General features: G+C 72.9%; 21 protein-coding genes. 10 read left to right on the plus strand and 11 right to left on the minus strand.

The features are described from left to right. Nucleotides 1–183 precede the first annotated feature (183 nt). From ACWERV_RS11300 to hisC, 6 genes are all read right to left on the minus strand, one after another. Nucleotides 184–813, minus strand: coding sequence for a DUF6344 domain-containing protein (locus tag ACWERV_RS11300; protein WP_452931520.1), 630 nt, complete (start codon nt 811–813; stop codon nt 184–186). Between the two features lie 233 nt (nt 814–1,046). Then, a complete protein-coding gene (locus tag ACWERV_RS11305) occupies nt 1,047–1,337 on the minus strand; it encodes a DUF3303 family protein (RefSeq protein ID WP_452931523.1) in 291 nt (96 codons plus the stop codon). A gap of 148 nt (nt 1,338–1,485) precedes the next feature. After that, nucleotides 1,486–5,106 carry a thiol reductant ABC exporter subunit CydD gene (gene cydD / locus ACWERV_RS11310; protein ID WP_452931526.1) on the minus strand — a complete coding sequence of 1,207 codons (3,621 nt, stop codon included), beginning with the start codon at nt 5,104–5,106 and terminating at the stop codon, nt 1,486–1,488. A gap of 43 nt (nt 5,107–5,149) precedes the next feature. Continuing rightward, nucleotides 5,150–6,181, minus strand: coding sequence for a cytochrome d ubiquinol oxidase subunit II (cydB, locus tag ACWERV_RS11315; RefSeq protein WP_452931529.1), 1,032 nt, complete (start codon nt 6,179–6,181; stop codon nt 5,150–5,152). Between the two features lie 19 nt (nt 6,182–6,200). Further along, nucleotides 6,201–7,727 (minus strand): cytochrome ubiquinol oxidase subunit I, encoded by a 1,527-nt coding sequence (locus ACWERV_RS11320; protein ID WP_452931532.1) that lies wholly within the window; start codon nt 7,725–7,727, stop codon nt 6,201–6,203. A 147-nt stretch (nt 7,728–7,874) separates the two neighbouring features. Then, nucleotides 7,875–8,957: a histidinol-phosphate transaminase gene (hisC, locus tag ACWERV_RS11325; protein ID WP_452931535.1), complete on the minus strand. Its 1,083-nt coding sequence runs from the start codon at nt 8,955–8,957 to the stop codon at nt 7,875–7,877. Between the two features lie 449 nt (nt 8,958–9,406). Between hisC and ACWERV_RS11330 the strand changes: the two genes are divergently transcribed. The 4 genes from ACWERV_RS11330 to ACWERV_RS11345 all read left to right on the plus strand — a co-directional run bounded on the left by ACWERV_RS11330 (nt 9,407) and on the right by ACWERV_RS11345 (nt 14,022). After that, on the plus strand, nt 9,407–10,513 hold the full coding sequence (locus ACWERV_RS11330; RefSeq protein ID WP_398175201.1) for a LacI family DNA-binding transcriptional regulator: 1,107 nt from the start codon (nt 9,407–9,409) through the stop codon (nt 10,511–10,513). Nucleotides 10,514–10,829: 316 nt separating this feature from the next. After that, nucleotides 10,830–12,221 carry a metallophosphoesterase gene (locus ACWERV_RS11335; protein WP_452931538.1) on the plus strand — a complete coding sequence of 464 codons (1,392 nt, stop codon included), beginning with the start codon at nt 10,830–10,832 and terminating at the stop codon, nt 12,219–12,221. A 404-nt stretch (nt 12,222–12,625) separates the two neighbouring features. Further along, a complete protein-coding gene (locus ACWERV_RS11340) occupies nt 12,626–13,519 on the plus strand; it encodes a hypothetical protein (protein WP_452931541.1) in 894 nt (297 codons plus the stop codon). Between the two features lie 143 nt (nt 13,520–13,662). Next, nucleotides 13,663–14,022 (plus strand): hypothetical protein, encoded by a 360-nt coding sequence (locus ACWERV_RS11345; RefSeq protein ID WP_398175195.1) that lies wholly within the window; start codon nt 13,663–13,665, stop codon nt 14,020–14,022. 79 nt (nt 14,023–14,101) lie between these two features. On the opposite strand, the gene thiC is transcribed toward ACWERV_RS11345, so the two are convergent. The 3 genes from thiC to ACWERV_RS11360 form a co-directional block, all read right to left on the minus strand. Then, entirely contained in the window at nt 14,102–15,862 is a 1,761-nt protein-coding gene (thiC, locus tag ACWERV_RS11350) for a phosphomethylpyrimidine synthase ThiC (RefSeq protein ID WP_398175193.1), read from the minus strand. A gap of 324 nt (nt 15,863–16,186) precedes the next feature. Continuing rightward, nucleotides 16,187–16,399, minus strand: coding sequence for a DUF5326 family protein (locus ACWERV_RS11355; protein ID WP_031512659.1), 213 nt, complete (start codon nt 16,397–16,399; stop codon nt 16,187–16,189). A 133-nt stretch (nt 16,400–16,532) separates the two neighbouring features. Further along, entirely contained in the window at nt 16,533–16,850 is a 318-nt protein-coding gene (locus ACWERV_RS11360) for a cupin domain-containing protein (protein WP_398175191.1), read from the minus strand. Between the two features lie 78 nt (nt 16,851–16,928). Here ACWERV_RS11360 and ACWERV_RS11365 point away from each other — a divergent pair, with 78 nt between their 5' ends. The 5 genes from ACWERV_RS11365 to ACWERV_RS11385 all read left to right on the plus strand — a co-directional run bounded on the left by ACWERV_RS11365 (nt 16,929) and on the right by ACWERV_RS11385 (nt 21,474). Next, nucleotides 16,929–17,306: a phage holin family protein gene (locus ACWERV_RS11365; RefSeq protein WP_452931545.1), complete on the plus strand. Its 378-nt coding sequence runs from the start codon at nt 16,929–16,931 to the stop codon at nt 17,304–17,306. Continuing rightward, nucleotides 17,303–18,502, plus strand: a complete 1,200-nt coding sequence (locus tag ACWERV_RS11370) for a cystathionine gamma-lyase (RefSeq protein ID WP_452931548.1) — start codon at nt 17,303–17,305, stop codon at nt 18,500–18,502. Before ACWERV_RS11365 ends, ACWERV_RS11370 begins: the two co-directional genes overlap by 4 nt. Nucleotides 18,503–18,637: 135 nt before the next feature. Further along, entirely contained in the window at nt 18,638–19,150 is a 513-nt protein-coding gene (locus ACWERV_RS11375; protein WP_452931551.1) for an NUDIX domain-containing protein, read from the plus strand. An 85-nt stretch (nt 19,151–19,235) separates the two neighbouring features. After that, on the plus strand, nt 19,236–19,748 hold the full coding sequence (locus ACWERV_RS11380; protein ID WP_452931554.1) for a MarR family winged helix-turn-helix transcriptional regulator: 513 nt from the start codon (nt 19,236–19,238) through the stop codon (nt 19,746–19,748). A gap of 136 nt (nt 19,749–19,884) precedes the next feature. After that, nucleotides 19,885–21,474, plus strand: coding sequence for a DHA2 family efflux MFS transporter permease subunit (locus ACWERV_RS11385; RefSeq protein WP_452931557.1), 1,590 nt, complete (start codon nt 19,885–19,887; stop codon nt 21,472–21,474). Here the strand turns inward: ACWERV_RS11385 and ACWERV_RS11390 are convergent. Together ACWERV_RS11390 and ACWERV_RS11395 are read right to left on the minus strand one after the other, a co-directional pair. Further along, a complete protein-coding gene (locus ACWERV_RS11390) occupies nt 21,413–22,825 on the minus strand; it encodes a serine hydrolase domain-containing protein (RefSeq protein ID WP_452931584.1) in 1,413 nt (470 codons plus the stop codon). The two genes, ACWERV_RS11385 and ACWERV_RS11390, sit on opposite strands and share 62 nt — an antisense overlap. A gap of 148 nt (nt 22,826–22,973) precedes the next feature. Next, on the minus strand, nt 22,974–23,918 hold the full coding sequence (locus tag ACWERV_RS11395) for a class I SAM-dependent methyltransferase (RefSeq protein WP_452931559.1): 945 nt from the start codon (nt 23,916–23,918) through the stop codon (nt 22,974–22,976). 307 nt (nt 23,919–24,225) lie between these two features. Between ACWERV_RS11395 and ACWERV_RS11400 the strand changes: the two genes are divergently transcribed. Further along, the coding region (locus ACWERV_RS11400) for a discoidin domain-containing protein (protein WP_452931587.1) at nt 24,226–26,837 on the plus strand (2,612 nt) is incomplete at its 3' end.

Consider the following 26,837-nt stretch of genomic DNA (forward strand, 5'->3'; position numbering starts at 1 on the left):
GGCCGGTCGCCGTCGCCGCGGAAAGGCGCCGTGGTGACGCGGTGGCGGTGGCGTGTGCCGGCCGGACCTGCGGGGTGGAGCGGGGCGTGCGGTGCGTGGCGCCGTACCCGGACACCGGGACGTCCGGCCACTCGACCGCGGCGGTGTTGCGGCGCGCGGTGCGCGCGCTCGGCCGCACAGCGCTCAGCCGCACAGCGCACGGTCGCGGCGACGACGGGCGGCGGGGATCCGGGCCTCGCCCTGACCTGCGGCGGCCGTGGAGACGAGCGGGCCGAAGGCGAGGTCGAACGGCTCGGCCACGCTGCGCGCGCTGGGGGAGGCGCCGTGTGCTTCGGCCCCGATGCGCTGCTTCATCGTCGGCGGCAGCGTGCGCTCCCGCCCGTACGGCCGCGGTGCGGGCACGGACGTCCGGGCGGACGGCGCGGCGGGGCGGTCCTGCGCGGCGGCCTTCTTCCGGCGGGCCGGCGCACCGGCCCGCGGTTCCGGCGAAGCCGTGGCCTGCGCCGGCAGCGCAGCCGTCCGCCCGCGTCCGGCCACCGCCTGTTGCGGTACGGCGGTCAGCCCGGCGCGCACGGGCGCCTGCGGCGGCGGCCCGGCGGCGGGGCGTCCGGCCGGCACGGTTGGCGCGGCCGTGGGGAGGGGCGGAACGCCCGGGGCGGTGGGGACGGCCGGGGCCGTGGGGGCGGCGGGGGCGGCCGACGCGGCGGCGCGCAGACGGGCCGGGGCGGTGAAGCCCAGGGCGCCGATGCAGGTGATCAGGAGGTTCAGGAAAGCGACCCAGAGGGCGCTGATCCGGGAAGTGGTGGCAGCCATGACCTCTCTCGTTTCTTATCCATCGAGCTGACTAATCCGATGATGAGGAAACGAGCACGGATTCGCCGGATCCGCACCCCGAGTTCGCCGATATTCAGACCAACGCCACCCCCCTGGCGCAATATGCGCCTGCGGCGGAGGGCGGCGCGGGTGATGCGGCGGCGATTTCGGGGATGTCCGGAGCGCGCTGCGGGTTCTTTCCGGACGGCCGGGGCGGACCGGCCGGACCCAGGTCAGCGGCCCAGACGGGCGAGCCCGGTCTGCAGGTCGTCCATGGTCATCACAGGCCGCACGTCGACCTTCGCCCCGGCGTGGAAGAACGGTTCGAGCATCGGCGGCATCTGCGCGCTGTCCTTCATGTCGAAAACCATGTAGCAGCAGCGCTCGCCTTCGGACGCCGTGAAATAGGCGGACTCCGGCCGCAGCTCCTCGGCCATTTCCTGCATCGTCTTGGACATCGTGCCGTCGTCCACCGCCTGGTTCGCGGCCTCGGTGTCCATCCTCGCGGTGAGCAGCATCCGCATGGGGATTCACCCTTCCGGCAGTGCGCGGCCGGCGGTCTGCGCTCTGCGCGCGCACGGAAAAACGCGGCCGCGCCGTCCTTTTCAGCGTCCTGCGGCCCGGATACCGCTGCAACCGGGCCGCAGGACCTCCGCCCACCTCCGCCGGGTGTCAGGCCGCGGCGGTCAGCAGCGCCCCCGCGGCGGATGCCGAGGACACCCCGCAGGCGGCTGCCGCGTCGGCGGTCCGCTCGCGCTCCAGGGTGCGGCGGAAGGGGCCGTCCGCCTCGGCCAGGTCGCGGTAGGAGCCGCGCTGCACGACCCGGCCCGCGTCCAGCACCACGATCTCGTCGACGGCGCCGTCCGCGAGCCCGGCGAGCCGGTGCGTGACGATCAGCGTCGTACGGTCGTGCGCGCGGGTGGCGTCCAGCAGGTCGGCGGTCAGCGCGTCGGCGGTGGCGGTGTCCAGGTGCTCGGCGGGCTCGTCGAGCACCAGCACGGGGAAGCCGGCGAGCAGGGCGCGGGCCAGCGCGAGCCGCTGGCGCATGCCGCCCGACAGCCGGGCGCCGTGCTCGCCGACGGCCGCGTCCAGGTCGAGGTCCAGGCGGGCGGCGGCCAGCGCGGACCGCAGCTCGTCGTCCCCGGCGCCCGGCCTGGCCAGCCGCAGGTTCTCCCGGACCGTACTGTCGAACACATGTGCGTCCTGCGCGCACAGGCCCACCAGGCGCCGTACGTCGTCGCCGTCGCAGTCGGCCGCGGGCACACCGCCCAGGGTGTACGTGCCGGACTCGGCGTCCAGGAAGCGCAGCAGCACATGGGCCAGCGTGGTCTTGCCCGCGCCGGACGGGCCGACGACCGCCACCCGGCGCCCCGCGGTGAGGGTGAGGTCGACACCGTTGAGCGCCGCCTCCCCCCGGCCGGGGTGGCGCGCGGTCAGGTCGCGGACCACCAGCGGGAAGGGCGAGGCGGGCGGGGCCGCAGGATGCTCGGGCTCGCTGACCGGCAGCGGGGCGTCGAGCACGTCGTTCACCCGCTCGGCCGCCCGGCGGCTGCGCTGCCGCTGCTGGGCGGCGAGCGGCATGCCGTTGACGGCCTCGAAGGCGGCGAGCGGCGCGAGCAGCAGCGCCGCGAGGGCCACCCCCGGCATCTGGTGCGCCACGACCGCGCGTACCCCGAGCCAGCCGCAGGCCGTCACGGTCAGACCGCAGGCCAGCGTGGTCAGACCGGCGCCCAGCGCGGTCACCGCGGCGGACCGGGCGGCGATCGCGGTGAGGGTGCGGTCGGCGTCGGCGGCCTGCGCGCGGCGCCGGTCGAGCGCACCGGCCACGGTCAGCTCTGCGGTGCCGGTGAACAGGGCGAGCACCCGGGCCGACAGTTCCCCGCGGGCCGGGGCGAGCCGGGCCTCGGTCCGGCGGGCGGCGGCTCCGGCCAGCGCGGGCACCGCGACCCCGGCGACCAGCAGCCCGGCACCGACCGCGACTCCCGCGGCGGGCAGCAGCCAGCCCGCGAAGGCCGCGGAGGTCAGCACCACGAGCCCGGCGGTGATGGCGGGCTGGAGCCAGCGCAGGTAGTGGTCCTGCACGGCATCGACGTCCGCGACCAGCCGCGACAGCAGATCGCCGCGCCGCCGCTCGCGCAGCCCCGCGGGGGCGAGCCGCTCCAGCCGCCGGTAGACGGCGACCCGTACGCCCGCCAGCGCGCGGAAGACCGCGTCGTGCGCGACCAGCCGCTCCCCGTAGCGGAAGGCCGCCCGCCCGATGCCGAAGGCGCGGGTCGCGGTCACGGCCACCATCAGGTAGAGCACCGGCGGCTGCTGCGACGCGCGGCTGATCAGCCACCCGGACGTCGCCATCAGCCCCACAGAGGAGAGCAGCGCGAGCGCGCCCAGCCCGCACGCCGCGGCGAACCGCCCGCGGAATCCGCGTGCCCGCGCCATCGGCAGCAGCCCGCGTCCGCGCAGCAGCGGACCCGTCTCGTCGTCGCCGGTCCGCGGCACGGCACCGGTACGGGCGGCCGCGGCACCTGCCGTGTCCCCGTCCCGGTCCTGCCTCGCATCCGCGCGCGCCCCGTCGGCACCGCCCGTGACCGGTGCGGCCACCGCGGTGGCGCGCGCCCGTCCGGTCTCCCCCGCAGCCGCCATGACGCCGTACGCCGTCCCCGGTTCCCCGGGCTCCAGCGCGAGAACCCGGTCGGCGAGCGGCAGCAGGGCCGGACGGTGTGCGACCAGGACCGTCGTGCGGCCGTGGGTCAGTTCGCGCAGCGTCGCGATGAGCGCGGCCTCGGTGTCACCGTCGAGGTTGGCGGTCGGCTCGTCGAGCAGCAGCAGGGGGCGGTCGGCGAGGAAGGCGCGGGCCAGGGCGAGGCGCTGCCGCTGGCCTGCGGACAGTCCGGCGCCGTCCTCCCCGACGAGGTCGTCGGGGGCGGCGAAGCCCAGCACACCGGCTGCCGCGAGTGCGGCGTCCACGTCGGCGTCGCGGGCGTCGGGCCGTACCAGCCGGACGTTGTCCGCGACCGTGCCCGGGAAGAGGTGCGGCCGCTGCGGCACCCAGGCGATCTGCCGGTGCCAGGAGGCGGGGTCGATCGTGCGCAGGTCGACCGCCGTGCCGTCCGCGGCCTCGATCGTGACGCTGCCCTGCGCCACGGGGGCGAAGCCGAGCAGTGCGCTGAGCAGCGTGCTCTTGCCGACGCCGCTGGGCCCGGTGACGGCCAGCGTCTCGCCGGGCGCGAGGGTGAAGGAGGTGGGCGCGAGCACTCCCTCGCTGCGGACGGCCAGGCCCTCGGCCCGTACGGTCGCGGTGGCGAGGTCGGGCGCCGGGGTGGTGCCGGGCCGGGCGGCGGGCTCGGTCTCCAGGACCTCGAAGACCTGCTCGGCGGCGGCCAGGCCCTCCGCGGCGGCGTGGTACTGCGCCCCGACCTGCCGCAGCGGCAGATACGCCTCGGGCGCGAGGATCAGCACGAGCAGTCCGGTGCGCAGCGACAGTTCACCGTGCACCAGGCGCATGCCGATGTCGACAGCGACGAGTGCAACCGAGATCGTCGCCAGGAGTTCCAGCACGAAGGACGACAGGAAGGCGATCCGTAGGGTCCGCAGCGTGGCCTTGCGGTAGTCGCCGGTGATGGCGCGGATGTTCTCGGCCTGTGCCTTGGCGCGTCCGAAGACCTTGAGCGTCGGCAGCCCGGCGACCACGTCGAGGAAATGCCCGGAGAGCCTGCCCAGCAGCCGCCACTGCCGGTCCATCCGGTCCCGGGTGGCCCAGCCGACGAGCACCATGAACAGCGGGATCAGCGGGAGCGTCAGCACGATGGTGAGCGCCGAGATCCAGTCCGCCAGCACGATGCGGGCCAGCACCACGGCGGGCACCACCGCGGCGAGGCCCAGTTGCGGCAGATAGCGGGCGAAGTAGTCGTCCAGCGCGTCGATACCGCGGGTGGCCAGGGTGGTCAGCTCACCGCTGCGCCGCCCGGTCAGCCACGCCGGTCCCAGCGCGGTGGCCTTCTCCAGCAAGCGGCCCCGCAATTGCGAGGTGACCGCGGCCCCCGAGCGGTGCGCGCACAGCTCGGTCAGCCAGGCCACGAGCGCCCGCCCCACCGACACGGCCGCCAGCCACAGCAGGTCGCTGCCCAGCCGGCCGGTGCCCTCACCGTGCTGGAAGCCGCCGACCACCAGGTCCGCGAGCAGCGTTGCCTGCGCGACGATGAGCACGGCACCCGCCAGGCCCAGCGCCACCGTGCCCGCGAGGAAGACCCGGGTGGTGCGCGCGTACCGCAGAAGACGCGGATCGACCGGTTTCACGTGGAACACCCCCTTGCGTCGCGTATGTGTTTCACGTGGAACATCACCGCGCTCCCGCCGCCGGGACGCTCGCGGGCTGCGCCCCGGCTATGTGCTGCGTCCCGATGCGCTTGCGGAACACCCAGTAGGTCCAGCCCTGGTAGAGCAGCACCAGCGGGGTGGCGACGGCCGCGCACCACGTCATGATCCGCAGCGTGTACGGGGTCGCCGAGGCGTTGGTCACCGTCAGGTTCCACGCGCTGTCCAGCGACGACGGCATCACGTTCGGGAACAGGCTCAGGAAGAGCAGGGCGACGGTCGCCGCGATCGTCACCCCGGAGAAGGCGAACGACCAGCCCTCCCGTCCCACGGCGTTGGCACCCAGCGCGAGCAGCAGCGCGACCGCGGCCACGACCAGTGCGACCAGGCTGCGCCCGTTGCCGCTCGCGGCCTGGGTCCAGATCAGGAAGGCCAGCGCCAGGACGACCGCGAGCGCGCCCACCCGGGTGGCGAAGGCTCGGGCCCGCTCCCGGATCGGGCCGACCGTCTTGAGCGAGACGAACACCGCGCCGTGGAAGGTGAAGAGCACGAGGGTCACCAGGCCGCCCAGCAGCGCGTATCCGCCCAGCAGGTCCCAGAAGCCGCCGACGTACTCCTTGTGCGCGTCGATCTTCACGCCGTGCACGATGTTGGCGAAGGCGACGCCCCAGAGCACGGCGGGCACCAGCGAGGTCCAGAAGATCGCGTGCTCCCAGTTGCGCTGCCAGCGCTCGCCGTCCCGCTTGGCGCGGTACTCGAAGGCGACCCCGCGCACGATCAGGCACACCAGGATGACCAGCAGCGGCAGGTAGAAGCCGGAGAAGAGCGTCGCGTACCAGTCGGGGAAGGCCGCGAAGGTCGCGCCGCCCGCGGAGAGCAGCCACACCTCGTTGCCGTCCCAGACCGGGCCGATCGTGTTGATGAGCACGCGCCGCTCGGTGCGGTCCCGCGCGAGCAGCTTGGTGAGCACTCCGACGCCGAAGTCGAAGCCCTCCAGGAAGAAGTAGCCGGTCCACAGAACGGCGATGAGTACGAACCAGACGTCGTGCAACTGCATGATCTTTTCCTCCTGCCGCTCAGTACGAGAAGGCCATCGGCCGGTCGGCGTCCTCGGCGTCGCCGTCGGCCGTACCGCCGCCGCCGATCCGGGTGGGGGACCGGAGGTCGTCCTCGGTCAGCTCCGGCGGGCCCGCCTTGACGTACTTCACGAGCAGCCCGATCTCGACGACCGCGAGGACCCCGTAGAGGGCGGTGAAGACGATGAGCGAGGTCAGCACCTGGCCGGTGGTCACCCCGGGGGAGACGGCGTCGCGGGTGCGCAGCACGCCGTAGACGACCCAGGGCTGACGGCCGGTCTCGGTGAAGATCCAGCCCCACGAGTTCGCGAGCAGCGGGAAGCCCATGGTCAGCAGGGCCACCCGCCAGTACCAGCGGGACAGGCCCGGACCGAAGCGGGTCGAGCGGGTGAGCATCAGGTTCGGCACCTCGTCGGGGCCGGTGCGGTGCTCGGGCGCGACCCACAGCCGGCGCCGGGTGAGCCACAGCCCGGCCGCGCCGACGCCGATCGAGACGACACCGAAGCCGATCATCCAGCGGAAGCCCCAGTAGGCGACCGGGATGTTCGGCCGGTAGTCGCCCGGACCGTACTTCTGCTGTTCGGCCTTCTCGACGTCGTTGATGCCGCCGACGTACGAGCCGAAGTTGTCGGTGGCCAGGAAGGACAGCAGGTTGGGGACGTCGATGGCGACCTCGTTGTGGCCCTTGTTCACGTCACCGACGGCGAAGATCGAGAAGGGCGCGCCCTTCTCGCCGTCCCACAGCGCCTCCGCGGCGGCCATCTTCATGGGCTGCTGCTTGAACATCACCTTGCCGAGCTGGTCGCCGCTGATCGCGGTGAGCGCCCCGGCCACCACGGCGACGACCAGCGCGAGCCGCAGCGAGGAGCGCATCACGGCGATGTGCCGCTTGCGCGCCAGGTGGTAGGCGGCGATGCCGATCATGAAGGCGGCGCCGGTGAGGAAGGCCGCGGAGATGGTGTGGAAGAACTGCGCGAGCGCGGTGTTCTGGGTCAGCACGGCCCAGAAGTCGGTCAGCTCGGCCCGCTTGGTCACCGGGTTGTAGCGGTAGCCGACCGGGTGCTGCATCCAGGAGTTGGCCGCGAGGATGAAGTACGCCGACAGGATCGTGCCGAGCGAGACCATCCAGATGCAGGCCAGGTGGATCTTCTTCGGCAGCTTGTCCCAGCCGAAGATCCACAGCCCGATGAAGGTCGACTCGAAGAAGAACGCGATGAGCGCCTCGAAGGCCAGCGGGGCGCCGAAGATGTCGCCGACGAAGCGCGAGTAGTCCGACCAGTTCATGCCGAACTGGAACTCCTGGACGATGCCCGTCACCACGCCCATGGCGATGTTGATCAGGAAAAGCTTGCCCCAGAACTTGGTGGCCCGGAGGTACTTCTCCTTGGAGGTCCGCACCCAGGCGGTCTGCAGTCCCGCGGTCAGCGCGGACAGCGAGATCGTCAGGGGAACGAACAGGAAGTGGTAGACCGTCGTGATTCCGAACTGCCACCTGGCGACGTTCAGTGGCTCCAGTGCGAGCTGCACGATACGTCTCCTTTTGCGTCGCGCTTGTGAACGTGAACTCATTCACAAGCAGTATCGCGCACATGCGTTCGCCCCCTGCCACCGGGGGGTGGTCAGAGGGCGAAAGAGCAGGTCAGAGGTTGTTTATCGGTGGCCGGAAGGACTCGGTCAGAGCTCCTTGCGGAAGTCGGCCGCCGTCCGCAGCAGCAGATCGTTGGCCTCGGTCTCGCCGATCGTGATCCGGACGCCCTCGCCCGCGAACGGCCGGACCGTCGCCCCGGCCCGCTCGCACACCGCCGCGAAGTCCGAGGTGCGCTCCCCCAGCCGCAGCCAGACGAAGTTCGCCTGCGTCTCCGGCACCGTCCAGCCCTGCGCCGCCAGCTCGGCCACCACCCGGGACCGCTCCGCGACGAGCCCCGCGACCCGCTCCAGCAGCGCCGGCTCGGCCCGCAGGCTCGCGACCGCGGCGTCCTGGGCGAGCTGGCTCACCCCGAAGGGCACCGCGGTCTTGCGCAGCGCCTCGGCGACCGGCTCGTGCGCGATGGCGAAGCCGATGCGCAGCCCGGCGAGGCCGTAGGCCTTGGAGAAGGTGCGCAGCACCGCGACATTGGGCCGGTCCCGGTAGACGTCGATGCCGTTCGGCACCTCCGGGTCGGTCATGAACTCCCGGTAGGCCTCGTCCAGTACGACGAGCACATCGCCCGGCACCCGGTCCAGGAACCGCTCCAGCTCGGCGCGGCGCACGACGGTGCCGGTCGGGTTGTTGGGGTTGCACACGAAGATCAGCCGGGTCCGGTCGGTGACGGCGTCGGCCATCGCGTCCAGATCGTGCTTCTCCGCGGCGTCCAGCGGTACCTGCACCGCCCGCGCCCCGCTGATCTGGGTGATGATCGGATAAGCCTCGAAGGACCGCCAGGCGTAGATGACCTCGTCGCCCGGTCCGGACGTCGCCTGGAGCAGCTGCTGCGCCACCCCGACCGAGCCCGTCCCCGTCGCAACGTGCGCGGCCGGCACCCCGAAACGCTCGGCCAGCTCCGCGGTCAGCTCCGAGCAGGCCAGGTCCGGGTAGCGGTTGATGGACGCCGCGGCGGCCGTCGCCGCCTCCAGGACGCCGGGCAGCGGCGGATACGGGTTCTCGTTCGAGGACAGCTTGAAGGCGGGCGCGCCGGCGGCAGCCGCCGCCGGGCGTCCCGGCTTGTAGGTCGGGATACCGTCCAGTTCCGCGCGCAGCTTGGGGGTCTCGGGGCTCATGGCCACACCCTACGAGGGCGCCGCGCCGCTGGGGAGTGCGGTACGTCACCCCGCAGGCCCACCCCCTGTTCCACCCCTGTCCTGCCGCGGGGGTGGCGCGGTGGGGGTGGCGCGCCACCGGCGCGGCATCGGCGCGAGGTGGCGCGCGTATCGGCCCACGCCACCCGGGTCTCGGCGTGCCGGGAGTTGCGTCGGGAGTGTGCGCCGCACCATGCTCCGGTGGCGCGCTGGGTGGCGCGCATCCCCCGTAGGAGTGAGTTGCCGCTCCTGCTTGCGCTGGGCCATTGGCCGATGGAATCGCGCCCACGCGGGTGTATTCCGCCAACTCCCCGCCTGCCGCCTGCATATTCCACCTCGCATAACGGCTTCGATCATGGAGAAACCTTTCTTCCATACGCCTGTCGGGAAGGCCACCGGACGGACCAACGCCGCCCTACTATCGGCACGCCATGACAGCAGCAGGTAATCACCAGGCGAGCCGGTCCATCGGACGCCGGCTGGAGCGGGCGGGCATCAGGGACGTCGCCGCAGCCGCCGGCGTCTCGATCACGACCGTCTCCGACGCGCTCAACGGCAAGGGCCGACTGCCCGATGCCACCCGCCGCCATGTCCGCGAGGTCGCCGACCGGCTGGGCTACCGCCCGTCCGCCGCCGCCCGCACTCTGCGCACCGGCAGGTCGGGCCTGATCGGCCTGACGGTGACGACATACGGCGAAGAACCGTTCACCTTCACCGAGTTCGCGTACTTCGCGGAGATGGCCAGAGCCGCCACCTCCGCCGCGCTCGCCCGCGGCTACGCCCTGGTCATCCTGCCGGCGTCCTCGCGGCACGACGTGTGGGGCAATGTGGCGCTGGACGGCACGGTCGTCGTCGACCCCTCCGACCAGGACCCGGTGGTCACCGAACTCGTCCGGCAGGGCGTGCCGGTGGTCAGCGACGGCCGCCCGGCGGGCAGTCTGCCCGTGCACGCCTGGGTCGACAACGACCACGAGGAGGCCGTCCTCGGCATCCTCGACCACCTCGCCGACGCCGGCGCCCGCCGCATCGGGCTGCTCACCGGCACCAGCACCGACACGTACACCCGGCTGTCGACGACCGCCTACCTGGAGTGGTGCGAGCGCGTCGGGCAGGAGCCGGTCTACGAGGCCTATCCCGCGCACGATCCGTGTGCCGGCTCGGTCGCCGCCGACCGCTTACTCGCGCGCCCCGACCGTCCCGACGCGGTCTACGGGCTCTTCGACCCCAACGGCACCGACCTGCTCGCCGCCGCCCGCCGCTACGGTCTGCGGGTGCCCGACGACCTGCTGCTGGTCTGCTGCAGCGAGAGCACCGGATACGCCGCCACCGAACCGCCGATCACCACGCTGTCGCTCAAGCCGCGCCGGATCGGTACCGCCGTGGTGCAGTTGCTCATCGACGCCATCGAGGGCGTCGGCCCCGCCCACCCGGTGCAGCAGGTGATGCCCACCGAGCTGATCGTCCGCACCTCGTCGCAGCGGCGTCCGCACCGCACCACCGTGAGCCCGCCGCGCGGGCCGAGCCAGGGGGAGGGCTGACCGCCGCTCCCCGGGAACGGTACGGACGGGGCCTCCGCAGGGGCCCCCTCGGCGAAGGGCCCCTCCACGGGCTCCCCGGGGGCCTCTTCCGGGGCCCTGCGCCGGGCCGCCGGCAGGCCGTCCCGGAGCCGCCCGCGGGCCCCGCACGACCGGGCCGCGGACCGTGCCCGGACAACCTTCGTCAAGGCTTGGCATTCCCATGGGGACTACGCGGTGTTTTGTCTGTACCCTGCGAAATCCAGCTGCCCGGGTATGTCACAACGCGACAGCGTCATTCCTATGATGGGCGGATGGCGGCGCGAGCGTGGAGGGGTCGATGACTCAGGGGGCAGGTCAGGGGGCCGAGCCCGGGACCGCGGAAGGCTGGCGTCCCGAGCCCGGATTCGAGCGCGCGGCAGGCTACGAGCACGCGGTGGGCGGGCTGTCCGCCCCGGTGTACGAGCAGGCCGCGGAGCGCGGGCCGAGCCGCGAACCGCTGCGCGAGCACGGCCACGGACCCGGCCACGGACCCAGCCACGTCCCCGCCGGTGAACTCGGCCGTGAGCCGCGCCCCGAGCAGGCCGCGCGGTACGAGCCGTCCGGCGGTTTCGGCCCCGCGCCCGCCGCGTACGCCCCCTCCACGGGCTTCGAGCCCGAGCCCGCCACCGGTTACGGCCACGAGCACGCCCCCGGCGGCTACCCGGCGCCCGCCTCCGCGCCCTCCGCCTCGTTCGACGGCGCGCCGCCCGCGCCCCCGCACGCCCCCGCGGTGCCCGCCCCGCCCCGGCCGTACGAACCGACCCAGCGCGACACCCCGCTCGTCCCCGCCGAGTACACGCCCACCGCCCACGACCTGCCCGTCATCGCCGAGCCCGCGGAGATTTCCGGCGACCGGCCCGAACGCCCCGGACCGCTCTACGTCGTCGGCGACGTGCACGGCTACCTCGACGAGCTGCTCGCCGCGCTGGGCGAGCGCGGCCTGGTCGACGACGCGGGCCACTGGTCGGCGGGCAACGCCCGGCTGTGGTTCCTCGGCGACTTCACCGACCGCGGCCCCGACGGCATCGGCGTCATCGAGCTGGTCATGCAGCTGTCCGCCGAGGCGGCCGCGGCCGGCGGCTACTGCCGCGCCCTCATGGGCAACCACGAGCTGCTGCTGCTCGGCGCCCACCGCTTCGGCGACCAGCCGGTCAACTCCACCGGCGGCACAGCCTCCTTCCTCGCCGCCTGGCGCCTCAACGGCGGCCAGCCCTCCGACATGGAGCGGCTGGAGGACCGGCATCTGACCTGGATCTCCCGGCTGGACGCGGCCCATCTCACCGACGGCCACCTGCTGGTGCACTCCGACACCACCGCGTACCTGGACTACGGCAGCAGCATCGAGGAGATGAACGACGCCGTCACCGGCGTGCTCCAGCGCAACGACGCCGACGAATGCTGGGACCTCTTCCGCAAGTTCACCAAGCGCTTCGCCTTCCGCGGCGACGGCGGCGCGGAGGCGGCCCGCGAACTGCTCGGTGTCTACGGCGGACAGCGGGTCGTGCACGGCCACAGCCCGATCCCGTACCTGCTCGGCGAGGCGGGCGGCGAGGGGCCGCAGGACGGCGAGGAACACGGGCACCAGGTGAGCGGTCCGATGATCTACGCCGACAGCCTCGCGGTCGCGATGGACGGCGGCGTGACGATGGACGGCCGGCTGCTGGTCGCCCAACTCCCGCTCATCGGTTAGTCACAGGGCCTTCCACGGCAATTTCCGCGGCCACCGGTCGTACCCACCCGTCGTACCCACCGGTCGTACCCACCGGCGATTCCCGCGGCCGGCCGGCCGTCGGCGTGCGGTTTTCCGTACCGGTGCCGCGGTGCTCCCGTCCGGTTCTCCGCGCCGGTGCCCCGTTGCTCCCGTCCGGTTTTCCGACCCGGTGCCCCGTTGCTCCCGTCCGCCCGTGCCGTAGCTCTGCCGGAACCCGGCTGCCGCAATTTCTTCCCGTTTCGCGGTTGCACCCTGTCACGCTCTCACCTCCCCGCTCTACCATCGGCTTATCCGTAGGCACACCGCTCTCCGCGCATCCGGTCGGCCGAGCCCGTTCCGTCACCGGAACACCGGCCTCGTACGGGGAGTCGGAGCATCGGGGGATGCACATGACCACCGCTCCACACCTGCTCAACGAGGACCGCCCCGATTTCGAGCACGTACTGGACCGGGCCCTGCGCATCGTCCTCGACCAGGACGACACCGGGGGCCCCCGAGGTACGGGCCGCACCGGCGGCGCCGAGGCGGGCGCGGACACCGGCCCGGACGAGGCCGGAAGTCCGCTGAACGCCGAGCAATTGCGTACGCTCGCGCTCGCCGCGGCGGACCGGATATGCGCGCGGGCCGCCGCCGAGTACGACGACTACCGCGCCCTGCGCGCCGACGCGCGCACCGCCGTGCGCGAGGCCGCCCGCTCGCGGGAGAGCCGGGCCTTCGGTTACGCGGCGATGGGCGTCGCGGAGGGCGCCGGGTCGGGCGCCGGGCTGCTGGCCGTGATCGCCGTCCTCACCCCGCTGCTCGCGGGCGCGGCGGCGCTGATCTTCCTGCTCATCGGCTACGCGATGTCCGCCGTGGACCCGCAGCCGGCCATCGCCTCACCGCTGCGCACCGCCGGGTGGTTCTTCGCGGCCGTCACCGCGGCATCCGTCCTGGTCGGCGCGATAGGGCTGCTGGTGACGGCGCTGCGGGACGGCTCGGGCGCCATCCACGACTCGGCCGAGGGCATGCCGCCCGAGGTGCTCGCGGCCCGCGACGCCTGGCACGAGGCGCTGCTCGCCCGCGGGATGCTGCCCTTCCTGACGGAGGCGCTGAGCGACCCGGCGACCGCGGGCGCCGCGCCCGCCGCCGCGCCGACGCTGCGCCGCACCCCGCGGCTCGGCTACTCGCGGCCCGATTTCGGCGCCCCGCAGGAATCACCGCCGCGTACGGCGCCGCGCTTCAGCAGCCCGGACTTCTCCAGCCCCGACTTCGGCGGCCCCGACCACGCCCCGGAGTGAGCCGCCCCCCGGCCCGCCCGCAGCGGCCCGGGTGCCGTGACGTCCCGGCACCCGGTTGGCCCGCCCCCGCTCGCGGGCGCGGTCCGGCGGCGTTTGACTCGTCCCGTACCTGATCAGGCGGGTCGGTCAGACGGGAGAAGTCCATGCGTGTCCGCCGTACGCTCGCCGCCCTGTGCGCGCTCGCCCCGCTGGTGTGGGCGGCCAGCGGCTGCTCGGACTCCTCCGGCGGGCAGGTCATCGGCACGCGCGGCCTGACCTTCCGGCAGTCCATCCAGGACCCGGTGCACGACAAGTGCCACTCCTTCGCGCCGAGCGGGGTGGACCAGGTCAGCAACAACACCGGCATCGACATCGTCCTGCACAAGGGCGCCAACTGCACCGACCCGCCCGGCCGCCCCAGCTCGTACCTGGCCACCTCGCTGTCCGCGACCACGGTCCTGGACCTCGGCCTGTGGCGCAGCTTCTCCACCGTCGGCTGGCCGCCCCCGGTCCCCGCCGCCTGACGAGCGCGGAGGTGGCGCCCGTGCACAAGGCGCCGCCCCGGAAGCGGACGGGCTCCCGGGGCAGCGCCGGACCGTGGGCTCAGTCGGTCAGCGGCAGGTAGACGCGGTTGCCCGCGGCGGCGAACTCCTCGGATTTCCTGAGCATCCCCGCCGCTACCTCCTCGTCGGAGACGGACGGATCCGCGTCGCCGCCGAAGCGCTCCGTGATGCTCTTGCTGATCTTCATCGAGCAGAACTTCGGCCCGCACATGGAGCAGAAGTGCGCGGTCTTGGCCGGTTCGGCGGGCAGCGTCTCGTCGTGGAAGGCGCGGGCCGTGTCCGGGTCGAGGGCCAGGTTGAACTGGTCCTCCCAGCGGAATTCGAAGCGTGCGTCGGAGAGCGCGTCGTCCCAGGCCTGCGCGCCGGGGTGGCCCTTGGCGAGGTCGGCGGCGTGGGCGGCGATCTTGTAGGTGATCACACCGGTCTTGACGTCGTCGCGGTCGGGCAGGCCCAGGTGCTCCTTGGGCGTGACGTAGCAGAGCATCGCGGTGCCCCACCACGCGATCATCGCGGCGCCGATGCCCGACGTGATGTGGTCGTAGGCGGGCGCGATGTCGGTGGTGAGCGGGCCGAGGGTGTAGAAGGGCGCGCCGTCGCAGATCTCCTGCTGGAGGTCGATGTTCTCCTTGATCTTGTGCATCGGGACATGGCCCGGACCCTCGATCATCGTCTGCACCTGGTGCCCGCGGGCGACGGTGTTGAGCTCGCCGAGGGTGCGCAGCTCGGCGAACTGCGCCTCGTCGTTGGCGTCGGCGATGGAGCCGGGGCGCAGGCCGTCGCCGAGCGAGTAGGTGACGTCGTAGGCGGCGAGGATCTCGCACAGCTCGTCGAAGTGCGTGTAGAGGAAGTTCTCCTGGTGGTGCGCCAGGCACCACGCCGCCATGATCGAGCCGCCGCGCGAGACGATGCCGGTCTTGCGGCGCGCGGTGAGCGGCACGTAGCGCAGCAGGACGCCGGCGTGCACGGTCATGTAGTCGACGCCCTGCTCGGCCTGCTCGATGACGGTGTCCTTGTAGATCTCCCAGCTCAGCTCCTCCGCGCGGCCGTCGACCTTCTCCAGCGCCTGGTAGAGGGGCACGGTGCCGATGGGCACGGGGGAGTTGCGCAGCACCCACTCGCGGGTGGTGTGGATGTTGCGGCCGGTGGACAGGTCCATGACCGTGTCGGCGCCCCACCGGGTCGCCCACGTCATCTTCTCGACCTCCTCCTCGATGGAGGAGGTGACGGCGGAGTTGCCGATGTTGGCGTTGACCTTCACCAGGAAGCTCTTGCCGATGATCATCGGCTCGATCTCCGGGTGGTTGACGTTGGCCGGCAGCACCGCCCGCCCGGCGGCGATCTCGTCGCGCACGGTCTGCGGCGCCACGTTCTCGCGCAGCGCCACGAACTCCATCTCGGGGGTGATCTCCCCGCGGCGCGCGTACGCGAGCTGGGTGACCGGGCGGCCGGGCAGGCCGCGCCGGGGGAGCCGGGGGCGGCCGGGGAAGACCGCGTCGAGGTTGCGGAGGTCCCCGCCGGAAGCGGCCTTGCGGCCGTCGTCCTCGGGCCGGACCGGGCGGCCCGGGTATTCCTCGGTGTCCGCGCGGGCGGCGATCCACTCGCCGCGCAGCGGTTCGAGGCCGCGCCGGACGTCGGTGTCCGCCGCGGGGTCGGTGTACGGGCCGGACGTGTCGTACAGCGTCACGTCGTCCCCGGTGGTCAGGTGCACCCGGCGGACGGGGACGCGTACGCCGGGCCGCGGCCCGGTGACGTAGTCCTTGTGCCAGCCGATGGCGTGCGTGCGTGAGTCCTGCGTGGTCATGAGACCTACTCCCTACGCCGGCATTACCCGGTAACAGGTTCGGCGGTCGGCACAGCGACGGCGGGGCTCCGGCGTACCGGTGTACGCCCGCGCCCGCTCCTCAGCGCCCTCTCAGCCCGGTGCTCCGAGCTCCCGCGTGTGCAAAGGCAGCCACCACGGTAGCGGCCGCCTCCACCGCCGGACCAGGGGGTCTCACGCCACCGCCGCGCCCCCGGCACACGACCGCCACCGCCGCCGCGCCCCTGGCGCACGACCGCCGCCGGTGGCGGGGCCACCGGCGGCGGAGGAGACGTACGGGAGGGGCGGGGTACGGCGCGGGCGCCGTCACCAGTCGCGCTTGGACGACCCGCCGGAGGTGAAGCGCTTGACGACCAGCACCAGGGCGCCGACGAGGATCACGAACACGATCACCTTGAACAGCAGCCCGATGACGAAACTCACCAGGGCCGCGACGAGGGAGCCGAAGATCACCAGCGCGATGACCGGGACCGCGACCCACTTGACCCACCACGGCAGGCCCTTCAGCAGCTTGTCCATGACGCCTTGACTCTCCTTCGTCCCCTCTTCGGGTCCGGTCCTTCCGGCGGCGCATCCGCCGGTACTTCGACTGTAGGGCCACTGCTACCCCGTGCGGGGCCCCGGGAGACCGGATCCGACCCTGACTGCACCCTTAGGGCTCGGGCGGGGAGAAGACCACCATGACCCTGAGGTCCTCGGTGATGTGGTGGAAGCGGTGCGGGGTGCCGGCCGGGACGAAGGCGACGCTGCCGCGCGCGACGGTCGTGGTCTCGTCACCCACCGTGAGCGCCGCGCGCCCGCTCACGACGAGGTAGATCTCGTCCTGGGCATGCGGCGCTTGCGTATCGGTCTCACCGGCGCGCAGCGCGTACAACCCGGCGGACATCGTGCGCTCCTTGAGAAAGCGCAGGTAAGCGCCCTGATTCGCGGCCCGTTCCGCGTCCAGGTCGTCCAGCCGGAACACCTTCATCGCCACTCCTCCGCTGCGGTCGGGCTACGGTTTCGCTCTGTCTCTTGTCCTGCTGATCGAGTCTGCGACGATCACACCATGAAGAATTTCGTCGTCAAAACGCTGGCGAACGCCGCAGCGCTCGGCGTGGCCACGTGGGTGATCAAGGACATCACCCTCACCGGTGACTCCAACGCCCGCAAGGTGCTCAGCCTGATATTGGTCGCCCTGGTCTTCGGCGTCGTGAACTGGCTGGTCAAGCCGGTCGTCAAGGTGCTGTCCTTCCCGCTGTTCATCCTCTCGCTGGGGCTGATCACGCTGGTCGTGAACGCCCTGATGCTGCTGCTCACGTCGTGGCTCGCGGGCAAGCTGAATCTGGACTTCCATGTGCACGGGTTCTGGACCGCGATCGTCGGCGGCCTGATCGTCAGCATCGTGTCCTGGGCCCTGCACGTCGTCCTCCCGGACGACGAGTGACGGCCGAGCCGGGGGGCACGAACTTTTCCACGCACTCTTCCGAGGACGCCGCGGGCCGGGGGGACGCCGCCGGGCCCGGGGACAGCACGCGCAGCGTGCACGCGGGGCGGCCACCGGCCACGGCGTACGAGCCGTCGCTGCCCGGTCCCGTCTTCGTCTCGCACTACCACCTGCCCGGCGAGCCCACCGGGCCGTACGTCTACGGGCGCGACGACAACCCGACGTGGGAGCGGCTGGAGGCGGCGATCTCCGAGCTGGAGGCACCGGGCGACCCCGAGGTCGGCACCGCGGTCTTCGCCTCGGGCATGGCGGCCATCGCCGCGGTGCTGCTGTCGCAGGTCAGGGCCGGGCAGACGGTGCTACTGCCGTCCGACAGCTACCAGACGACGCGCGCGCTGCGCGAGCGCCTGGAGTCGTACGGGGTCGCGGTGCGGTTCGCGCCGACCGCGGGCGACGCGCAGCTCGCGGCGCTGGACGGGGTGTCGCTGGTGTGGCTGGAGACCCCGTCCAACCCGGGGCTCGACGTGTGCGACATCCGCCGCCTCGCCGACGCCGCCCACGCCGCCGGCGCGCTGGTCGCCGTCGACAACACGCTGGCCACACCGCTGGGGCAGCGGCCGCTCTCGCTCGGCGCCGACTTCTCCGTGGCCAGCGGCACCAAGGCGCTCAGCGGCCACGGCGACCTGCTGCTGGGGTACGTCAGCACGCGCGACGCCGGGCTCGCGGCGAGCGTGCGCTACTGGCGCAAGACGGTCGGCGCGATCCCCGGGCCGATGGAGGCCTGGCTCGCACACCGCTCGATCGCGACGTTCGCGCTGCGCGTGGACAAGCAGTCCGCGAACGCCCTGGCTCTTGCCACGGCTCTGCTCAAACGCCCCGAAGTGATGGATCTGCGGCACCCGGCGTTGCCGGACGACCCCTCGCACGAGGTCGCCACCCGGCAGATGCGCCGCTTCGGCAGCGTGGTGTCCTTCACACTGCCCGACCGGGCGCACGCCGAACGCTTCCTGGCGGCCCTGCGGATGACGTCGGAGGCCACGAGCTTCGGCAGCATCCAGAGCACCGCCGAGCGCCGCGCGCGCTGGGGCGGGGACGCGGTGCCGCCGGGATTCGTCCGCTTCTCCGTCGGGATCGAGGACGCCGAGGACATCGTGGCCGATGTGCTGCGCGCGCTGGACGAGGCGGCGGCCGTCTGACGTGACGGGCCCGCCGCCGGGCGCGACGAGGTGGGCGGCCGGGCGCGGCCGCCGGACGCGCACGGCCGGCCCGCACGCTCCGATTCCCGGCGGTGCGCACGTTTGCCCCGCTTCCGGCCGCGGCAGATGACTGGCATGCCTCCGGATACGCACCCCAGCCCCAGCCCCGCCGCCACCCGCCCGGTCGTGAAACGCACCGCCCGCGCCCTGCTGCTGGACGGCGACCAGCTCGTCCTGATCAAGCGCACCAAGCCGGGCATCGCCCCGTACTGGGTCACCCCGGGCGGCGGGGTGGAGGACGACGACGCGAGCATCGTCGCCGCCATGCACCGCGAGGTCGACGAGGAGCTGGGCGCGAAGGTCACGGACGTGGTCCCGGCCTTCGTCGACACCGTCGAGCACATCGCCGGGGACGGGTCGCACGGGGTGAAGGTGCAGTACTTCTTCGCCTGCCGCCTGGAGTCGATGGATCTGTCGCTGCGGCACGGGCCCGAGGTGGACAACCCCTGCGGGGAGTACGACGTGGTGCGGGTGCCGTTCACCCGGCAGGGCATCGCCTCGGTCGACATCGTGCCGCTGACGCTGCGGCACTACCTGGACGCGAACATCGAGGGCGTGCTCGGCCTGCTCGGCCCCGAGCTGGGCTGAGCGGCCGCCGCTCCGCGACCGCTCCCCCAAGTAGGTCCGCTACGGGACGATCCCGTAGCGGACCTATTTTGCTACGCTCGACGGTATGACCGCACAAGCCCCCGCCGCCGCCCCGCCGGGAGGCGCGCTCGGCGCCACCACGGATGTCTCCTACCTGCTCCAGCACACCGCGCATGTGCTCACCACGCGGATGACCGCGGCCCTCGCCGAGATCGGCATGTCGCCGCGCGAGCACTGCGTCCTGGCGCACGCCGCCCAGCAGGACCGCACCCAGGCGCAGGTCGCCGACCTGTCCGACCTGGACAAGACGACGATGGTCGTCACCGTCGACCACCTGGAGAAGGCCGGGCTCGCCGAGCGCGTGCCGTCGCCGACCGACCGCCGGGCCCGGATCATCCGGGTCACGGAGAGCGGCGCCGAGGTGGTGCGCACGGGGCAGGCGATCGTCGACCGGGTGCACCAGGAGGTGCTGGACGTCCTTCCGGAGCCCCAGCGTGCCGCTTTCGTCGCGGCGCTCAACGCGCTGGCGACGGGGCTGCTCGCGGAGCCGGTCGACTGCCCGGAGGTGGTGCGCCGCCCGCGGCAGTCCCGCAAGTAGCCGCCGCCACGGGCGGGTTGCCGGTGACGGGGCAGGCCGACGGATCTCCGTGAAGCTAGGTCCGTAAAAGATAGTCCCCAACAAAACCTTCTGCTACGGTCGATCCTGGCATCCCCACCCGCCAGGAGGCGACCTCATGCCACTGTCTTCCCGATCCCGCAGCGCCGCCCTCGGCGTCCTCAGCGCGGGCACGCTCATGATCATCCTGGACGGCACGATCGTGACCGTCGCCCTGCCGTCCATCCAGCACGACCTCGGCTTCTCCCAGTCCGCGCTGGCCTGGGTGGTGAACGCCTACCTGATCGCGTTCGGCGGCCTGCTGCTGCTGTCCGGACGGCTCGGCGACCTGCTCGGCCGCCGCCGGATCCTGGTCGGCGGGCTCACCGCCTTCACCGCCGCCTCGCTCGCCTGCGGCCTCGCCGACTCCGCGGGCCTGCTGATCGCCGCCCGCTTCGTCCAGGGCGCGGCGGGCGCGATGGTCTCGGCGGTCAGCCTGGGCATGGTCATCGCCCTCTACCCCGACCCGGGCACCCGCGGCCGGGCGATGGGCGTCTACAGCTTCGTGCAGTCGGCGGGCGGCGTCATCGGACTGCTGGCCGGCGGCGTGCTCACCCAGACCGTCAACTGGCACTGGATCTTCTTCGTCAACCTGCCGATCGGCGCCTCCGCCGCCGTCCTGAGCCTGCGACTGCTGCCCGACGACCGGCCCGCGGCCCGCACCGAGAGCACCGCCCGTACCGCCCGGCTGCGCGGCCTCGACGCCCCCGGGGCCCTGCTGGTCACCGCCGCGATGATGGTCGGCGTCTACACCATCGTCGGCACCGCCGACCGCGGCTGGACGTCGGGGGCCACCGTCGGCCTCGCGGTGCTGTCGCTCGTGCTGCTGGCGGCCTTCCTGGTCCGCCAGACGAGGGCGGCCGAGCCCCTCATGCCGCTGCGGATCTTCCGCTCCCGCCGGGTGACCGGCGCCAACATCGTGCAGGCGCTCATGGTCGCGGGCGGCTTCGGCTTCCAGTTCACCGTCTCGCTCTACCTCCAGCAGGTCCAGGGCTACGACCCGCTGGAGATCGGCCTGGCCATCGCACCGACCGGGCTGGTCATCGGTGTGATGTCGCTCGTGCTGTCCGCCCGGCTCGGCGCCCGCTTCGGCGAGCGCGCGGTGCTGCTGCCGAGCCTCGTGCTCTTCGCCCTCGGCTTCCTGCTGCTGGCGCGGCTGCCCGCGGGGCACGCCGGCTACGCGGTCGACGTGCTCCCGGCGACGCTGGTCTTCGGCACCGCCTTCGGGCTCGCGATGCCCGCGCTGATGACGCTCGGGATGGCCGACGCCACCCCGGCCGACTCCGGTCTGATCTCCGGTGTCTTCAACACCGCCCAGCAGATCGGTGCCGCGCTGGGCCTCGCGGTGCTGGCCGCGCTCTCCGCCGCCCGCACCGACCGGCTCACCGCGGCGGGCCACCCGCTGCGCAGCGCCCTGACCGGCGGCTACCACCTGGCCTTCCTGGTCGCCGCCGGACTGCTGGTGGTGGCCGCGGTCGCCGCCGCGGTGCTGCTGCGGGCCCCCGCCCCCCGCGGAGTGCTCGCCGCCGAGGGCCAGCCTGCCGCGGGCGACCCGGTGGACGCCGGGGGACCCGCGGCCACCCCGGTGGAGGCGGCCGGTTCCGCCGTCAGCTCCAGCCCGGGAAACCGCCGGGCACCGGAGCGGACGGATCGTAGGGCTCGCGCGTGAAGACGAACGACCCGATGTCCAGATGGCTGAGCGAGCCGTCCTCCCGCCGTACCGGCCGCAGCGTCTCGCCCGCGTAGTAGCCCTCGCGCCCGGTCCAGGTGCCGCCCGTCCCGTGGTGTTCCACGTGGAACCTCGTGCTGCGGCCCTGGCCCGTCAGCGGGGCGAGGCTCAGCCCGCCGTCCGCATCGACCCGCAGCGCATGGGCATTGGTCCCCCAGTACCAGGGCCCGGCCAGCTCCAGCAGCTCCGGCGCGAGGGTCTCGGCCGGGCGCCAGGCCCGCGGCAGGCCGGGCTCGGCGTCGGCGGTGATCGCCAGCAGATCCGCGGCGACGGCTCCCACCGCCGGCCCCGAGGTGGCGTTGGCCAGCGCGACGGCGCCGACGCCCTCCTCGGGGCTCACCCACACCGTGGCCAGGAAGCCGGGCATCGACCCGGTGTGCCCGGCCAGGCGCCGCTTCCCGAAGCGGGCGAGCTGGAGGCCCAGGCCGTACCCCGCGCCCGGCTCCTCGGGGGGCGCGGCGGGCCGCCGCATCTCCTCCAGCGTCGCCGCACCGAGCACCCCGTCCCGCCCGGTGAGCAGAAACGCCGCCCAGCGCCCCAGGTCCTCGGCCGTCGACCACAACTGCCCGGCAGGCGCCATCCGCCCGGTGTCCTGTACGGCCTCGGGCCGCATCACGTCCGCCCACGGGTGGACGGCGAAGCCGCCCGCTGCCGGAGCCTGCGGGAGCAGCGTCGTCCGCCGCATCCCCAGCGGCTCCAGCACCTCCACCCGCAGCGCCTCGTACCAGTGCGTCCCGCGCAGCCGCTCCACGAGAGCGCCGAGCAGGGCGAAGCCGGGGTTGGAGTAGTGGTAGCGGCGTCCTGCGGGGTGCTTGACGGGGTCGATGCCCAGCAGGTCGGCCAGCTCCGGCCGCAGATCGCCGGGGGTGCGCTCCCACCAGGGGCCGGGGGTCTCCGAGGCGATACCCGAGGTGTGGCTGAGCAGTTGGGCGACCGTCAGACGGCCGGCCGCGCGCAGGCCCGCGGCGTCCAGCCCGGCACCCGCCGCCGCGTCAGCGCTCTGCCCGGCGGGCTCCGCGGTCTCCGGGAGGTGGCGGGCCAGCGGGTCGGCGAGGTCGAGCAGGCCCTCGTCCCGCAGCCTCATCACCAGCACCGCGACGAAGGACTTGGTGATCGAGCCGATGCGGTACTGGGTGTCCCCGTCCGGCGCGTGACCCTCGATCATGCTGCGCGAGCCGCACCAGACCAGCGCCCCGTCCCGTACCACCGCGCCGACCAGCGACGGCGCCCGGCCGTCCCGCTGCCCCACCGCCACCCGGTGCAGCAGCGCCCTGCGGGTGGACGGCAGCAGCTCCGTGTCCGCTGCCGCTCCGCCCTGCCCGCTGCCGCCCGACCGTTCCCCGGACCCGGCTTCCACCGTCACCCGTCCACGTCCTTCCGTCGCCGAACCGAACTCGCCCTGCTGTCTTTTGTTTTGCCTGCCCACCACGCGCCCGCTGTCAGCCGCGCGCGACCCCGTTACGGTAGTCGGCCGGGCCGAAGCGCACCGACACGATCGACATCCGCGCCGAACGCAGTCCGGGCACCAGATGGGAGACCGGGGCGATCGCGAACAGCCCCCGGCCGCGCGGCAGTACAAGCCGCCGCACCTCCGCGATCCGCGGCGAGGCGCTGGCCACCTTGCGGTACTCCCCGGCGTTCATCCCCCACTGCCACGCCGGGGCGCGGTAGCCGTCCCCGCTCGCCGCGCCACGCTCCTGGGCCGCCTGACTGCGGGCCACCATCGCCCGCGGGACGGCGTCGAAGAGGAAGCTCCCGCCGGGGAAGCGCTCGGCGCACCGCGCGATCAGCTTCCTGACGTCCCGCGGCGGGAGGTACATCAGCAGCCCCTGGGCGGTCACCAGCACGTTCTGCGGCGGTGTTCCGGGCTCCACCTCGTCCATCCAGCGCAGGTCGAGCGCCGAGCAGGCGAGCGTGCGGCGACGCGGCGGGTCGGGGGGCAGCAGCCGGTCGCGTACCGCCACGGTCTCCGGCAGGTCGACCGACAGCCAGCGCACCAGCCCGTCGTCGACCCGCCAGAACTGCGTCTCCAGGCCCTCGCCCAGGGCCACCACCGTGCCGCCAGGATGCGCGGCGAGGAAGCGGCGCACCTCGGCGTCGAGGCAGGCGATCCGCAGCGCGTGCCACTGGGCCAGCCCGGCGCCGCCGAACCGGGAGAACGGGTAGTCGATGCGCTCGACCAGTTCCACCGCCCGGGGGTCGTCCAGCACCCGCCCTTCGGGACGGGCGGCCTCCACCGAGCGCTGGTAGAGATTCCACAGCAGCGTCTCGGGCACGCCGTCGAGCGCGACCTTGATCCGCTCGCGGTCCCCGCCCTGTCCGTCCCCGGTCCGGTCGTCCCCGCCCTGCCCGTGCTGCTCGTCCCGCTCGTCCTGCTCGTCCATGCCCCCAGGCTGCCACCGCCGGGGGCGCGAAGGGGGGACGGGAGCGCTCCCATGTCAACGGCGGCGCAAAGCAAGCGTTTTCCGCGTCCGCCGCCCTGTCAGAAAGGTTGACACCCCCTGGGGTCGGGCGTAGACATCCCCTGCCAGAGAGCGCTCTCAGGCTCCTGGTGCCCCACCTCTGCTTCACCCCCCACCCGTTGTGCAGTCGACACACAGGAGCAGACACATGAGGGTCACCCCACAAGGGCTCTCCCTGTCCCGTAAACGTTTCCGATCCCCGCAGGGCGTCGTCCTGCTGGTGCTGGTCATGATCGCGTCGGCGTATCTGTCGATCGTGGCGTCCTCCTCCCACGCGGCCGGCCCCGTCCTGCTCTCCCAGGGCAAGCCCGCCACCGCCTCTTCCGTCCAGGACGCCTTCACCGCCAGCGCGGCCGTCGACGGCGACCCCGGCACGCGCTGGTCCAGCGCCGCGTCCGACCCGCAGTGGCTCCAGGTCGACCTCGGCTCCAGCCAGCCGATCACCCAGGTCGTACTGAACTGGGAGACGGCCTACGGCAAGGCCTTCCAGATCCAGGTGTCGGACAACGGGTCGACGTGGAATTCGATCTACTCCACGACCACCGGCACCGGCGGCGTCCAGACCCTCAATGTCACCGGGACCGGCCGCTACGTGCGGATGTACGGAACCGCCCGCGGCACCCAGTGGGGCTACTCGCTCTGGGAGTTCCAGGTCTACGGCGGCTCGGGAGGCGGCGGCACCCCGCCCGCCGTGTGCGGCACCACCACCGCGGCGCTCGGCAAGCCCGCCACGGCCTCCTCCGTCGAGAACGCCGGCACACCGGCCTCCGCCGCCTTCGACGGCAACGCGGGCACCCGCTGGTCCAGCGCGGCCTCCGACCCGCAGTGGGTCCAGGTCGACCTCGGCTCGTCGCAGTCGCTGTGCGGAGCCCAGCTGAGCTGGGAGACGGCGTACGCGACGGCGTACCAGATCCAGGTCTCGGACAACGGTTCCACGTGGAACACCGTCTACTCCACGACCGCCGGCAAGGGCGGGGTGGAGAACCTCTCCTTCACCGCCACCGGCCGCTACGTACGCATGTACGGCACCGCCCGCGCCACCCAGTACGGCTACTCGCTCTGGGAGTTCACGATCCTGACCCCCGGCAGCGGCGGCACCACGACCCCGCCGCCCAGCGGCGGCGACGGCAACTGCCCCTGGGTCGGCTCGACCGCACCGGTCTCCACCCGGGTCTCCCAGGTCATGGCGCAGATGACGAACGCGCAGAAGGTCTCCATCCTGCACGGCAACAACAACTCCTCGCCCTACATCGGCAACATCAGCGGTATCGCCTCGCTGTGCATCCCGGCCATCGGCCTCCAGGACGGCCCGCACGGCGTCGGTGACGGCCTCGGCGGCGTCACCCAGATGCCCTCGGCCAACCTGTCGGCGGCCACCTGGGACAACGCGCTGGAGCAGCAGTACGGCGCCGCGATCGGCCAGGAGTTCGCGGGCAAGGGCGTGCAGGTCGCACTCGGCCCGACACTCAACATCGTGCGCGACCCGCGCTGGGGCCGGTCCTTCGAGACCTTCAGCGAGGACCCGTACCTCAACGGGCAGATGGCCACCGCCGACATCAAGGGCATCCAGAGCCAGGGTGTGATGGCCGAGATGAAGCATGTGGCCGTCTACAACATCGAGAACCCGGCGGGCACGGTCGTCGTCGACAAGCGGACGATGCAGGAGCTGTACCTGCCGGCCTTCCAGGCGGCGGCGCAGCAGGGCGCGCCCGCCGCGGCGATGTGCGCGTACAGCATCGTCAACAGCGTCCCGGCGTGCCAGAACCCGGACCTGATGAACACCGGGCTCTACCAGCAGGCGAACTTCGGCGGCTTCATCACCAGCGACTGGGGCGGCACCCACTCCACGGTGGAGTCGGCCAACGCCGGACTCACCGTGGAGATGCCCAACGGGTACTTCTTCGCTGACTTCCTGGCCCAGGCCGTCGCCGCCGGGACGGTCAGCCAGGCCACGCTGGACACCATGGTCAGCAGGCTGCTCACGCAGTACTTCGCCTTCGGCCTGTTCGACAAGGCGCCCAGCGGCAACCGCGACGCCACCGTGACCACCCCGGCGCATGTGCAGGTCGCGCTCCAGGGCGCGGAGGAGGGCACGGTCCTGCTCAAGAACAACGGCATCCTGCCGCTGTCCACCGCCACCACCAAGTCGATCGCGGTGATCGGCTGGGACGGCGGCGCGGGCGTGCAGTCCATCGGCGGCGGCAGCGCCACCGTCACCAGCTCCGGCACGGTCTGGCCCATCACCGGCATCCAGAACCGGGTCGCGGGCACCGGCACCACCGTCCAGTACAACGACGCGACCAACCTGGACTCCGCGGTGTCGCTCGCGCGCGGCTCCGATGTCGCGATCGTCTTCGCGAGCGACAACTACGGCAACGAGGAGCACGACACCACCACGCTGGACCTGCCGAACAACGGCGGCAGCACGGTCAAGCAGAACGACATGATCGCGCAGGTCGCGGCGGCCAACCCACACACCATCGTGGTGCTCAACAACAACTCGGCGATCAACATGCCGTGGCTGAACCAGGTCGCGGGCGTCTTCGAGGGCTTCTACCCCGGCCAGCAGATCGGCACGGCGATGGCGGCGCTGATCTTCGGCGACGTCAACCCGTCCGGGAAGCTGCCGGTCACCTTCCCGAAGTCGATCGCCGACGTGCCCGCCAACACCCCGGCCCAGTGGCCCGGCACCAACGGGCAGGTGCAGTACAGCGAAGGCCTGAACGTCGGCTACCGGTGGTACGACGCCAAGAACATCGAGCCGCTCTTCCCGTTCGGCTTCGGGCTGTCCTACACCACCTTCGGCTACAGCAACCTCCAGGTCGGGGCGCTCAGCGGCGG

Source organism: Streptomyces sp. NPDC004031 (genome assembly GCF_053604375.1).